Origin of the sequence: Escherichia sp. KTE114 (genome assembly GCF_000407765.1) — a bacterium.
GTDB lineage: Bacteria > Pseudomonadota > Gammaproteobacteria > Enterobacterales > Enterobacteriaceae > Escherichia > Escherichia ruysiae.
Genome location: NZ_KE136629.1, coordinates 1 through 12,568, shown reverse-complemented (window position 1 = coordinate 12,568; position 12,568 = coordinate 1). Strand labels below are relative to the sequence as shown.

Annotated in this window: 20 protein-coding genes; 17 read left to right on the top strand and 3 right to left on the bottom strand. The window is 42.0% G+C overall.

Annotated elements, in window-relative coordinates:
• Positions 1 to 7: 7 nt before the first annotated feature.
• The 17 genes from WC5_RS00150 (at position 8) to WC5_RS26045 (ending at position 10,023) form a co-directional block, all read left to right on the top strand.
• Positions 8 to 430, top strand: a complete 423-nt coding sequence (locus WC5_RS00150) for a cag pathogenicity island Cag12 family protein (RefSeq protein ID WP_015059903.1) — start codon at positions 8 to 10, stop codon at positions 428 to 430.
• Positions 414 to 719 (top strand): TrbM/KikA/MpfK family conjugal transfer protein, encoded by a 306-nt coding sequence (locus WC5_RS00155; RefSeq protein ID WP_000147044.1) that lies wholly within the window; start codon positions 414 to 416, stop codon positions 717 to 719. The genes WC5_RS00150 and WC5_RS00155 overlap by 17 nt, the downstream gene beginning before the upstream one ends.
• Before the next feature lie 5 nt (positions 720 to 724).
• Positions 725 to 979 (top strand): hypothetical protein, encoded by a 255-nt coding sequence (locus WC5_RS00160; RefSeq protein WP_000415096.1) that lies wholly within the window; start codon positions 725 to 727, stop codon positions 977 to 979.
• Between the two features lie 102 nt (positions 980 to 1,081).
• Positions 1,082 to 1,390, top strand: coding sequence for a hypothetical protein (locus WC5_RS00165; RefSeq protein ID WP_000647576.1), 309 nt, complete (start codon positions 1,082 to 1,084; stop codon positions 1,388 to 1,390).
• Positions 1,387 to 1,881 (top strand): thermonuclease family protein, encoded by a 495-nt coding sequence (locus WC5_RS00170; RefSeq protein WP_016231854.1) that lies wholly within the window; start codon positions 1,387 to 1,389, stop codon positions 1,879 to 1,881. The genes WC5_RS00165 and WC5_RS00170 overlap by 4 nt, the downstream gene beginning before the upstream one ends.
• Positions 1,882 to 1,896: 15 nt before the next feature.
• Positions 1,897 to 2,301, top strand: coding sequence for a hypothetical protein (locus tag WC5_RS00175; protein ID WP_001218542.1), 405 nt, complete (start codon positions 1,897 to 1,899; stop codon positions 2,299 to 2,301).
• A gap of 105 nt (positions 2,302 to 2,406) precedes the next feature.
• A complete protein-coding gene (locus WC5_RS00180) occupies positions 2,407 to 2,982 on the top strand; it encodes a hypothetical protein (protein ID WP_001199074.1) in 576 nt (191 codons plus the stop codon).
• A 4-nt stretch (positions 2,983 to 2,986) separates the two neighbouring features.
• Positions 2,987 to 5,140 (top strand): type IA DNA topoisomerase, encoded by a 2,154-nt coding sequence (locus WC5_RS00185; RefSeq protein WP_001235750.1) that lies wholly within the window; start codon positions 2,987 to 2,989, stop codon positions 5,138 to 5,140.
• A complete protein-coding gene (hha, locus tag WC5_RS0122925) occupies positions 5,137 to 5,343 on the top strand; it encodes a hemolysin expression modulator Hha (protein ID WP_000850859.1) in 207 nt (68 codons plus the stop codon). The genes WC5_RS00185 and hha overlap by 4 nt, the downstream gene beginning before the upstream one ends.
• Positions 5,344 to 5,358: 15 nt before the next feature.
• Positions 5,359 to 5,823 carry an H-NS family histone-like protein gene (locus WC5_RS00190; protein ID WP_001293141.1) on the top strand — a complete coding sequence of 155 codons (465 nt, stop codon included), beginning with the start codon at positions 5,359 to 5,361 and terminating at the stop codon, positions 5,821 to 5,823.
• 103 nt (positions 5,824 to 5,926) lie between these two features.
• Positions 5,927 to 6,583, top strand: coding sequence for an SEN1982 family lipoprotein (locus tag WC5_RS0122920; protein ID WP_077767127.1), 657 nt, complete (start codon positions 5,927 to 5,929; stop codon positions 6,581 to 6,583).
• Between the two features lie 19 nt (positions 6,584 to 6,602).
• On the top strand, positions 6,603 to 6,914 hold the full coding sequence (locus WC5_RS25605) for a hypothetical protein (RefSeq protein ID WP_023157208.1): 312 nt from the start codon (positions 6,603 to 6,605) through the stop codon (positions 6,912 to 6,914).
• Between the two features lie 561 nt (positions 6,915 to 7,475).
• A complete protein-coding gene (locus tag WC5_RS00195) occupies positions 7,476 to 8,300 on the top strand; it encodes a tyrosine-type recombinase/integrase (protein WP_001487124.1) in 825 nt (274 codons plus the stop codon).
• A 103-nt stretch (positions 8,301 to 8,403) separates the two neighbouring features.
• Positions 8,404 to 9,063: a nucleotide-binding protein gene (locus WC5_RS00200; RefSeq protein ID WP_000516222.1), complete on the top strand. Its 660-nt coding sequence runs from the start codon at positions 8,404 to 8,406 to the stop codon at positions 9,061 to 9,063.
• 93 nt (positions 9,064 to 9,156) lie between these two features.
• On the top strand, positions 9,157 to 9,459 hold the full coding sequence (locus WC5_RS00205; RefSeq protein WP_001096509.1) for a hypothetical protein: 303 nt from the start codon (positions 9,157 to 9,159) through the stop codon (positions 9,457 to 9,459).
• A 35-nt stretch (positions 9,460 to 9,494) separates the two neighbouring features.
• The gene (locus WC5_RS00210) at positions 9,495 to 9,746 is read left to right on the top strand and encodes a hypothetical protein (RefSeq protein ID WP_000928750.1); all 252 of its coding nucleotides are present in this window, start codon (positions 9,495 to 9,497) and stop codon (positions 9,744 to 9,746) included.
• Positions 9,747 to 9,807: 61 nt separating this feature from the next.
• Positions 9,808 to 10,023 carry a hypothetical protein gene (locus WC5_RS26045; protein ID WP_000399462.1) on the top strand — a complete coding sequence of 72 codons (216 nt, stop codon included), beginning with the start codon at positions 9,808 to 9,810 and terminating at the stop codon, positions 10,021 to 10,023.
• Positions 10,024 to 10,329: 306 nt separating this feature from the next.
• On the opposite strand, the gene WC5_RS00220 is transcribed toward WC5_RS26045, so the two are convergent.
• From WC5_RS00220 to WC5_RS00230, 3 genes are all read right to left on the bottom strand, one after another.
• Positions 10,330 to 10,857, bottom strand: coding sequence for a DUF2726 domain-containing protein (locus WC5_RS00220; RefSeq protein WP_000577043.1), 528 nt, complete (start codon positions 10,855 to 10,857; stop codon positions 10,330 to 10,332).
• A 134-nt stretch (positions 10,858 to 10,991) separates the two neighbouring features.
• Entirely contained in the window at positions 10,992 to 11,396 is a 405-nt protein-coding gene (locus WC5_RS00225; protein WP_012421203.1) for a hypothetical protein, read from the bottom strand.
• Positions 11,397 to 11,408: 12 nt separating this feature from the next.
• Complete coding sequence (locus WC5_RS00230) at positions 11,409 to 12,275, bottom strand: replication initiation protein (RefSeq protein ID WP_001353743.1); 867 nt, start codon at positions 12,273 to 12,275, stop codon at positions 11,409 to 11,411.
• Positions 12,276 to 12,568 lie beyond the last annotated feature (293 nt).

Sequence of the window (12,568 nt, the reverse complement as noted above, 5' to 3'; positions counted from 1 at the left end):
GGAGAACATGATGAAGAAGTTAGTGTTTTTATTGATTTCCATTCTTGCTGGTTGTTCATCACCGCCAGAGCCAACACCCGTGCAGTTTGAAAAGGCAAATGAAGTGATCAATCCCTCATTGCCATATGTCCCCGATTTTCACGGTGTCATAAAGTCAGACGTTAGCGGTAAAGGATGGGTTTATGAGATCACTTCCTTATCCGGAGTACAGGCCAGAACGCCGACGTTTTATTACGCTCTGGCTCATGCGGACAGGATTGTAGTGACAACACATGATGCTGGGCTGTGGTTTCGAATCAGAGATCTGTTGAAGATGGAAGGGGCAACAGCAGTCGTGGAATGGCGAAACGAGAAAAGTTTTTTACCTGAACAGGTAAAAATAGTTTTCATTAAAGCACAAAATGAGGTGAAAAATGACTGGAAAAAATAGAGTGGTTTTACCAGCCTTGCTGGCGTTAGGATTAATATCAACAAATGCTAATGCATCTGACCCTTGCGCTTCGGTACTTTGCTTATATGGAAAAGCAGTCGGGCAAGGTGGAGGGAGTGAATGCAGAAGTGCTGAAAAGGATTTTTTTAATATTCTGAAAAAGAAAAAAGGAAGCATTCGCTGGAGTAAAACTTTTGATGCCCGTAAAGCATTTCTGAATCAGTGTTCAACGGCTGATCCTGCTGCTATATCAAAAATCATGAGTAAGTTCGGCAAGGTTAAAGGGTAGATGATATGGAAAAGCAAACTACTGATTTACTGAATGTAATCAAGACAGGACACTCTGGCTCAATAGCTGGTAATCCTGCTCATGCACTGGATGATAAGACTATGAACGCCATCATTCATAACTACGTGGCAACGATTGTGCTCGGTAAAGCAGGTAACTGCAAAGAAACTCCTCTCACAAAGTATTGTTCGAGGACTATGCCAGAGCGTATTTCAGTTGAAGAAATTAATGAGTTTAAAATTTATCCAGAGTTATTCTGAACGGAGATAACGGCAAACGCCGCAGATTCCGGATTTTAATCCGGGATTTGCGGGGTTGAACAACCGAAGGGCGTTAGTTTCCTCGTAATCCATGAGGTGTATATGAAAGCAAGAAGTGTGAGAGTTGCCGGAATTGAAATTATCGATAGTGTTAAAACGGTCGCTTTTGTTTTTACTGAAACCTTACTGTTTATGGTCTGGTTTTCGGCAATTGTCTATGGGCTTTATCGTGTTGTTATCGTTTTATGGGATGATCCTTTAAAGCCGCAATCGCTCATGGAATTTCTTAATTTCATAGTTGAGTTGTATAGCTATGTACTTCCTTCGTTGGCTGTTATCGCAGTGGCTTTAATCGCCGTTTTATCCATTTGTAAAATACTCTCAGCAATATGGGAGGGAAGAAAGCAATGAGACATTTTCTTAAGGCTCTTTCCTTTGTTGTTTCCCTGTTACCAGCTACATTGTGTGCGGCTGAAATCCAGGGGAAAGTTATTCGCGTTCTCGATGGCGACACCATAGAAGTTAAAACACTACCCGCAAAAATTGTTGTGTATGAAGTTCCGATTCGAGTCCGATTGATAAACATCGATGCCCCTGAAAAGAAACAACCTTTTGGACGCTGGTCAACAAGTCAGCTTAAGACTCTGGTTGCAGGTAAACAGGTGACAGTCTCTTATTCACATAAAGACCGCTACGGACGCATTATCGGTCATGTGTTCACGACGAACGGCACGGATGCCAGCCGCTTTATGGTTCAGTCTGGCGCTGCATGGGTATATGAACGTTACAACGCGGATGAGTCATTACCGGCTCTGCAACGGGAAGCGCAGGAACAAAAACGCGGTTTGTGGGCCGATGCAAATCCGGTTCCACCGTGGGAGTGGCGATACAAACATAACTAACTGATAGAGGTTTTTATGGCTTTATCACCCAAAGAAAAGAAAGAGTTACAACAACGCTTCGAAAAGCAATTACTACCTGACCTTGATATGCCATTTGAACTAAATGGCGAAGTATATAAATTTAATTTTGATAAAAATGAGTCAGGTGACTATATCGATAGTTTTACACAAGCAGTATGGGGAGGTTATCAGGATGCCGAGGAATGGGAAAAATATGGTAAACATCAGGAGACAGAATTACCTGAACGCCCTGAACCAATCGAGGGTTGGTGCGACTGTGATAAATGTAAGTCGATGATTTTTCATAAAGAGAAAAATATTTATGTTTGCCTCTCCTGCCATAAACAAACAGAGCCATTTCTTCCAATTGACTGGAACTCAAACGATTACGATTGGCTACCTTATGAAGATGAATACTAATGCTGAATACTTCACAGTCATAATACAGATTGTTCTTTATTCAAAAGACAACCATCTATTGAAAGTGCATTAGTTATATAAATCAGATACTCTTTGGTGGTTATTATGCAATATGCATTAGTTGATGCGCTGGAACGAAAATTTTTGCTGGATGCTCTTGAATTTGGTGTTCTGAAGGACTGGAAAGAAAATCCGGTAAAAGAACTTCCTGATATTGATGAATCTGTTCACCCCTTCCATGTCTGCTATGGTGGATATTTATTAAATCCTGGTGTTTCAGATTCAGATATTAGCAGAAAAATAAAAGACCAGACAGGATTCTGGCTGGCAGCTATTGATGATACCCGCATGGATTGTCATTCAATAGCTTATTATGATATTCACACCCTCCCTTTGATTTTGTGTGGACATCAAAAGATAGTTCCTTTTGCCGCATTAATAAAAGCTGATGAATGCATCATTTCAAAAATTGCTTCATATTCTGGTTTTGCTGTAACAGCTTTTTTGAGAATTAAAGACCAGGATATCGCAACGAATATACTTAACCGTGAGGGAATTTTTGCCTTTAATGGCTGTGAGCGCAGATTCAGACAACCTGTAAGTGAAGATAACTGGCAACAGGCAGTATCAGAAGAACGCGCTATTCGTTGTGCAAACAGATTAATTCAATGTAAAGGATAACAAAATGAGACTTTTTATCGCAGAAAAACCCGCAGTAGCAAATGATATTGTTAAGGCACTTGGTGGCAATTTTACCCGCCATGATGGCTGGTTTGAAAGTGATAACGCCATTGTGACTAACTGTTTTGGTCATATTATCGAATCACAACCGCCGGAAAACTATAATCCTGAATACAAAGCCTGGAAGGTTGAAACGCTTCCTTTACGTCTTTATCCCGTGAAGTATCAGCCTGTTGAAAGTGCAGCAAAACAGGTTAAAACGATTCTCGAACTTATCAGACGTGGAGACGTGACTGAAATTGTTCACGCTGGCGATCCTGATGATGAGGGACAGCTACTTGTTGATGAAGTCCTGGAATATGCAGGAAACACAAAACCCGTAAAGCGCGTTCTGATTAACGACAACACGCTTCCGGCAGTGAAAAAGGCACTGGCAAATCTTAAAGATAATCGTGATTTCAAAGGGCTTTACCTTAAGGCGCTGGCGCGTTCAGTTGCTGATGCCGTCTATGGCTTCTCCATGACGCGTGCTTACACCATTCCTGCAAAAGCCAGAGGATATCAGGGTGTTCTGTCTGTCGGGCGCGTCCAGACTCCCGTTCTTGGCCTGATTGTGAATCGTACCCGTGCTAACCAGAACCATAAATCCAGTTTTTACTACACCATGACCGGAGTCTTTCAGCGTGGTGCTGATGTTATAAGGGCGAACTGGAAGCCAGGGGAATTTGCTCCGCTGACAGACCGTAAATTACTTGATAAAGCGTGGGCAGACGGAACGGCTGCATCCCTTGCAGGAAAACCGGCTACAGTTGAAGCAGCAGCAACTGATGATAAAAAAACGGCTGCACCGTTGCCCTTTAACCTGGTACGACTCCAGCAATACATGAACAAAAAGTTCAAAATGACGGCACAAAAAACGCTGGATATTACGCAACAATTACGTGAAAAATATAAAGCGATTACTTATAACCGCTCTGATTGCTCATATTTATCTGATGAACAATTCAGCGAAGCGCCGCAGGTTATCGATGCCCTGAAATCAGTCTTTCCTCAGTCGCTGGATATTGATTCTTCACGTAAAAGCAAAGCGTTTAACAGTGCAAAGGTGACTGCGCATACTGCTATAATCCCGACCGCCAGTGTGCCTGATGTTAACGCACTCAGCACCGACGAGCGCAATGTTTACCTGGCGATCGCACAACACTATCTTGTTCAGTTCATGCCTGAAAAAGCATACCAGGAAGTATCGGTTGCCATTCAGTGTGGTGATGAGTCGTTCTATGCCCGTGCCAGAAAAACAACTGACAGCGGATTTGAGGCGTTTCTTGGCGCGGAAACCACAGACGAAGGTGAATCAGAAGATAATGATGATTCCGCTTTTGAACTGCTCTGTAAAATTCGCACAGGAGAAACACTGACGACAAAAGAAGTTATTGTTAATGAGAAGAAAACAACACCGCCGCCGTTATTCACCGAAGCCTCCTTGCTTGCTGCGCTTGTTCGTGTCGCGGATTTTGTCACTGACCCAACGATTAAAAAATTGTTGAAGGATAAGGATAAAGACAAAAAAGATGAACATGGTGGCATTGGTACGCCAGCTACCCGCGCAGCCATTCTGGAAACGCTGAAGAAAAGAAACTATATCACGCTGGAAAAAGGGAAACTTATTCCTACTGATACCGGATATGCGCTTATTGATGCCCTGCCTGGTATAGCGGTTAATCCTGATATGACAGCATTATGGTCTGAAAAGCAGGCTGCCATAGAAAATGGCGATCTGACGGTTGAACAGTTTATTAATGATCTGTACGGTGAACTGACAGGCATGATTTCTGATGTTGACTTGGGCGAGATGAAGATTGAACCCGCTGCGCCAGCAGGGCAGTTTCAACGCCTGGACTCTCCCTGCCCTTCCTGTGGTAAACATATTGTTATCAGGCCGAAAGGTTATTTCTGTACCGGATGTGAATTTAAAATCTGGAGTGAGTTTTATGGTAAGAAAATCACCCAGGCACAGGCCGAAAAACTGGTTAAATCAGGGAAAACCGATTTGATTAAGGGATTTAAAAAGAAAAGTGGTGGAACGTATGATACAGTTCTTGTCCTTGAGGATAAGAAAACAGGGAAACTGGGTTTTCCGGCAAGGGCTAAGAAGTGAAAACAAAGCAGGAATGGCTTTTTCAGTTAAGAAAATGTACATCAAGAGATACTCTTGAAAAAGTTATTGAGATTAACCGTTACAAACTGCCTTTATCAGAATCAGAGGCATTTTATTCTGCCGCAGATCATCGCCGAGCAGAACTGGTGATGAATAAACTTTATGATAAGGTGCCTTCCGGCGTCTGGAAGTACGTACACTAAATAAGAGGATTAATTATGAGCGAACTGACTAAAGAAGATGAATACGGCATTATCAGCCGTACTATGATGAATATTCGTTCATTGCGTGTTTTTGCCCGTGAAGTTGATTTTGAGCAATTGCTCGAAATGCAGGAAAAACTGAACGTTGTTGTTGAAGAACGTCGTGAAGAGGCTGAACGTGAAGCGGCTGAACGCCAGGAACTTGAAGCCAAACGTCAGCAGGCCATTGAATACATCATATCTTTAGGTCTTGATCCCGAATCACTCCTTGCTCCTGTAACAGCAGATACAGTAAAAACCAGGCGGAAAGCCAAAGGCGGAGTAAGAAAGGCTAAATACCGCTTTAAGGATGAAAATGGCGAGATCAGAGAATGGTCTGGTAATGGCAAGCGTCCGCTTGCTTTACAGAAGCTGCTTGATGAGGGCCATTTCATGGAAGATTTCCTCATTGACAAACTGCAACCTGGGCAGGTTGAATAAAATAATCGTGATGCCGTCGCAAACAAGTTTGCGACGGCAAATGGAGGGGACAGAACAGCCAGCGGTGCTGGCAAGAAATTTTATCGTTTGATAAAGAGGGAAAATGATGATCAAATCAAAAAAAGTAGTGGTTATTTTTGTTGCTTTGAGTTCATTCTTGCTGGCAGGGTGTGATTCACCAAAAGATGCTAATAAGCAAAACTTTGAAAAAGCTATTAATACTCGACTAGAGAAGGAATGCATTACTATTAGTCCGCTGGGAATGTTTGATAGTAAGCCTTATCCGGTTCAGGTAGCTGTGGCTCAGGCTAATCGATATACATCTCAGGAACGGGCAGATGAAATAAATTCTCGACAGTTTTCTGCGCTGGATGTACTGGTCAAAGCCGATTTATTAACAGTAAAAGATACCCTGGTTGATGACGTTATTGGTTTTACTAAGACGGGTAAGAAAGTGCCAGGCCGTGAATATGCTCTGACAGTTGAGGGGAAAAAATATCTGAAGTCTCCGGAACGGCCTGATTTTTGCGTTGGTCATTATAAGGTGGATGAGATAGTTGATTTTACCGAACCTGGTGATGCTATGGGAATGAAGATCACGCAGGTGAATTACACATTCAGTCCCACCAGTATCGCTGAATGGGCGAAACGCGATGATGTTCGGACAGCATTTTTAGGACTTGAGTCTGATTTGAAAGAGAAACAAACAAAACGTATTACACTGGTTTTGAAAAATGATGGATGGTCTGCTGAACGGTAGGCTGTAATGGTGTTGCTACGTGAAAAATCCCCCACGTATATCCCCTACTTTTTCACGGATTTCACGTAGCGCACCGCCGTTAATGACTCTATCAAAAATACTCACCGATATTTTTCACACCGCAAACAACCTAACTTACTGTAAAACAACAAATCAGCTTTGCGCCGGTGACGCATCGATCGCGCTGGCCAGCGCGATCCTCAGCTGCGACCGCTACAGTATTTTTGAACAAGATTACCCTTGCTCCGGTTTAATTCGCCAGGCAGTTAGACATACAGGTCATTTTGTCCGGTTATACTGGATGCGCGGGATCTGGCTTGGTATTATTTAACCAGTTAATTCAACAGCGGTGGTGTCTTATGAACGTCAAGAACATGTTTTACGGTGCCATTCTGGTAAGTGCTGTATGGGCGGTTATTTTGCTCTCATGGTTTGAATCCAGCCTTACCTTAAGCGATTACCTCCGGTACGAATCGGTAATCCTGATCCCATGCCTGCTGTGGGTTGCTGTTTATGGATTAGGTAAACTTTACCTCCAAAGAACATCAAACTAGGCCGCGTCAGCGGCCTTTTTTACGCCCTTCGTTTAATTCCCTTCCCCACCTGGACATACAGGTGATTCTGTCCAGTCACCATTAGTTACAACATTCAAATGTTTTGTTCCTTTATCCGGTGCCCTGTTCCGGTCTATGTGCCCATATCCTGGGTTATTCAGGATAACCGCTTCTTTTTCGCCCTGCCCTGTCGTTCATATCCCCCTGGACAAAAATGCATTATCGGAAAAAATGTCCAAAAATTTTTTTGGTGATCGGAATTTTTGTTGTCGGATGCACCTCTGCTTCAGGTCATAATTGCTGACACATCCCAAAAAACAGGTGCGGAGATTTAAAAATTGAGTCACTTACCCGCCAGCATTTTCCAGATTTCACGTAGCGACGCCTGGAATTTAACCATTTCTCCCGATGCAGCCCGTAATATGCGGGATCTGGCGGCGCAGGTTGGCGCAGGAATGCCAAAATATCTGATAGCACCGGAAGTCTCACTGCTTCTCTCCTACATTGATGATCTGAGCATCCGTATGTACTTTGAGACGCTCTGGAATACCGGAGCACGACTGAATGAAGCTCTGGCGCTGAAACCCGCTGATTTTATGCTGACTCCGACGCGGCAGTACCCGCAACCCGTGGTGATCCTGAAAACACTCAAGCAACGTCTAAAAGAAGCAGAAAGAAGACCAGGACGCCCAACCACCAGGCATCCACCATTACATCCTGATCCGCGATACAGAAAACCACCGGAGCCTGCTGTAAGGCTGGTTCCTGTTCTGGATGCGGGATACGCATTGCGTATGCGGGAATACCTGGCGACCTGGAAAAAGCGGATCAAACATCAGCCTGTGTGGGACATAACATCAAGACAGACACCGCTGAACTGGATCAACACCGCAGTGGCACGGGCAGAGCGTGACGGCGTAACATTTTCGGTTCCGGTCACGCCTCACACGTTCCGCCACAGTTACGCCATGCACCTGACAATGAGCGGCGTTCCTCCGCGCGTCCTGCAATCCCTGCTGGGACACCGTTATGCAAGAAGCACCGAGATTTACACCCGCGTTTTTTCGCTGGACGTCCTGACAGGAAGTGGCCTGTCCTTTACCTGTGATCCACAGCGTGCAAAACAGCTTCTCGGATACCCTGAACGCATTAATGATGAGTAATAATACACACCATTAACTATTGCCAGCACGCAATAGTACGGTTATACTTTCACCATAAAAGATTGTGTATTAATACACACTATTTAACCGGGAGGGTTTTGTGATGGGAAAAATTATTACAGTTGCAGGGCATAAAGGCGGCATAGGCAAAAGCACCGTGCTTTGTTCCTTATGTGTCTGTGCCATCAGGAAAGGGAAAACAGCCTGTTTCCTGGAAACAGACTCGCAGGGAAGCATCAAGGACTTCATTGAGGAACGTAAAACCAACGAGCGGCTGTCTGAAATACCGTATTTCGAGTGCTACACAGATATTCCGGCGATGGCACGAAAACTGGCTGCCCGCTTTGATTATGTGTTTGTTGATACGCCAGGAATGAAATCTCCGGCCTTCGTTAAGGCACTGAGTTGTGCTGACATTCTGTTCACATTCATTGAGCCAGGAGCAGGCATCGAGATCAACACGCTGGGACGGCTGGTTTTCGACATTAAAACAGCACAGGCCGGAGTCAATCCATCAATGAAAGCATGGATTGTCCTGAATAAGTGTTCAACTAATCCGTCAGACAGTGAAGCGTCAGAACTGCGCCGACAACTCAATGATGATCCTGACTGGCTTCCGGTTCCCCGCCAGCGTATCTATATGCGTACTGCGCATAAAAAAGCCTATAACAGTGGTATGGGCGTACACGAATACGATGATAAACGGGGAAACAAAGCCCGTGGAGAGATTGAATTACTGTTAAAAGAAACGGATGTTCTGTAATGTGTATTATTACACACTATAAGCGATGATATACTCACACCCTTAATAGTGTGTATAATTACACACCTTACTAAAAACAGGATACCGAATCTAATGGCAAAGCTCCCAAAGAAAATTGATCAGGAAATTAAACCGCTGGATTTACGCCAGTTTGTAAGCTCTGCTGCACAAAAACCAGCATCGGCATCAGCAGTAACGCGTATAAATCTGACCATGACAAATGATGATCTGGATACAGCGCAGGTGTTTCAGAACGAGTACGGCGCCAGCCGTGCTGAAGTAATCAGAGCAGCACTGGCAGCGTTACGTCTGGTATCAGCAGAAGAACGCCGGAGGCTGTTTGATGATATAAGGAAAAACAGCCCGAAAGCCGGAAGACCAACCGTGAATAAATAGTGTGTTTTATTACACACCATTAAAGGAGTACAAATATGCTTATGAAGGCCATTAAATCTGTATTCAATTTTTACATGCTCTATTTGCAGCCTTTTATTGGAGTGGTTCTTGCGGGTTATGGTGTATGGAAATTTTCAGGTGACAGTATCTCAGCATTACTGGAACCAGCATCGTACTTTGTCATTGGAACTGTTGTTTTGTTTGTATGGTATATAGCATGGCAAAAAGAACGTTCTAAAGAAGAAGAGTTTAAATCAAGTATAAAACCAGAAGATTTTGTGAAGTGAGGATACGGAATAATGCCAGCTTATAACCAGACATTAGGGCACTTTAGGGGATTTTCAATCTATGGAACACTGCATCGTTGATTTAGGCATTATAAACTATCATCCTGTCATTACATGGACAGTACCTGTTGCATTTTTCTTTTTAGTAGTGCTGGCTGGTATAGTATTCAATATTGGCAGGAAAAGTAATCTAATCGTTTTCATCCTGGCAATGTTGCTCCCAGTAACAACGGTTTTCATTTTTATGTTACTGGGCGGTAAGATCGATATGTGCTGATCAATTAAAAGAGGACTATACAATGATAAATTCAATCGCGTTTAGTCTTATAGCGTTATGTATAATATATATATCATCACTACTTAAAAAAAGTAACTTCAGAATATTTTATATAACCGTATCTACGTGCTCTTTATTATTATCATGTGTACCAAACAAGTACGGTATGATTGGCATAGCAGCATTGGTATTTACAACCATGTTAGGACCATCATTAATTATTTTAGAGGATAACAGACAATAAATTATGACAATGCGTTTGTTAAGCCCGCAAATATGTGGGCTTATTTTTAATTTCTAATATTTTTACTCTTCATCATCCCGCAGGAACTGACAAAAATCTTCGCTCCCCATCATATCGACAGTGTTTTTAAATTCGAAAAAAGAAATTCCTGTCATAGCACACACGCGCTGGATAATCAGTTTTTTCTTTTGCTGTCTGACGGTTGCGGTTTCACCAAACTGGATAACAGCCAGGACTGTTTCATCATATGATTTCAGGACAAAATCACAGGTTATATTCTGCACTTCACGGATTAAATCTTTTACAGCTTCCTCGCTACCATGAGGACGAACAAATTCAATGAGCCGTATTTTGGGAAAAACGGAATAATCAGGTATAATATTACGTGAAAGAATGCCTAAAAACTCTGATTCATTATTTGAGAGTAAGGGTACTTTAGTAAAACAATCAACCTCCCCAATGGCTGTAAAAGCATTGGTTGTCAAAGCTGGATTGTTCTTAATAAAATCAGAGAATACATTTTCAGCTGATGGCAAAACAACAGCAGAATTATGTTGTTCATCTCGTTTTTTATTACGGTTAAATATCATTTCATATTCCTTTTAAAAGAGCCTGCGGCAGGCACAGGCAAAAACATCGTTTTTGGACAATCTGATTCAAATGTTAACATTTGACATCGGATTGTCTATCCTGCATTGTTCTTTACTGTCTGTAAGATCGGCGCTCATTCTTCCGGCGTTCTCCCGATACCAAAAAGACGGAACGCAAAACGGCTTTCGATCCACCATTCAAAAATCTGCTCTGCGCAACCACAAACAGTTAAGGCGATCCATGCAGCAAGAACAACGTAACTACTGACATCTGCACCCATGTACCAGGCGATAGTTAAACCCATCACTGCGATACCGCCTAAAAACTGCAACAAGAAACGAAATCCCGCAAGAATCCCCAATGGAATAACAACAACCAGATAAAGGGAAGCAGCCAGAAGGTATCTGACAGGTGTCAGCAGATAAAAGAACCTAGATATTTTCTTTTTGTCAGAATAAACGGCATCATTTGCAACATCGGTTGAATGATCATTCATGCTGTCCCTGATTCTTTGAAAATCTACGATATTATCCTTCATATTGTTATGACCTCAATTTTCAGGTGGGTACATTTTATCAAACATATTAGTAAACTCTGAGTCTTCCCTGGTATCGCCCTCATAACCAATTGTATAAGAGAATTTTAATTTATAAACTTTTCTCCCAATTTTTTCTGAAACTACGAAACTTAAGTTCTTTACTTCCGTATGTTTCATGATTTCTTTTACTGATTTATTAAGAACATCTCTTTTAAAAGCAGGATAATCTGGATACTTATAATCCTTCACCCCCCCCGCCCCTATTGTATAAAGATTCAATTCATCTTTAAGTTCATCTATTGTCATTTCAAAACTATTCGCGCGAGAATTATTACTATATATTTTACGAATGAGTTGATATAGTGATGCAGCATTAACACTTGTCAGTCGAACAACAGATAATAAAACTTGCGTTGTATAACGTTTTTCTTCACCAATAAGTTTACATAAAAATCTTTTCGCTTCTTTTGTAAACTTGATCCCCACTCTACCTTCATTCCTGTAATAAGTAGAAAAAACAGTCAGACTCAAATTCATTGAATCAGGTACATTACTTTTAGTGAACTTAAATCCCAAATCACTACTCAGTTCTAATATTTCATCATGTTTCAGCTTAAGAAGCGTCGTATCTAATATATTAGAGCCATCCCTCAAAGCAAGATAAGCCGCATCAGGCTTAACCTGAACCCATTTAATGTAATCGGCAACTGTCACATAAAATATGTGATCATCATCGAATTCATTTTTAGAGTTTATCTGGCACATGGCTAAAAATAAGACTTTTTTAGCAGCCATAGGCAATGTTGACAGCGTTGAATTCAATTCATTTCGATGTCTCACTTTTGTTAAGCGAGAAAGGGAAGTCTTATTTGTCGTCATTCTCATTGTTCCAACACTCTTGATAATCAGACTTTAACACCAGAAACATGATATTACAACACAATCAATATCATGTTTAACCGAGTATCTTCTCATGTTTCATATCTGTGATTTATCTCACAAAGGTAATCCATGCTCAAAATCCACACTGGATTCAAGGCAGATTAACAACAGATTCAAAATAGATTCACCAGAAAGAACAACGAATTAGTATTCTTATGACACATTTTGTGGATATCACCGAGGAAGCTCTCATGTTTAACCGAGGAAGTTATCATGTTTAACCGAGGAAG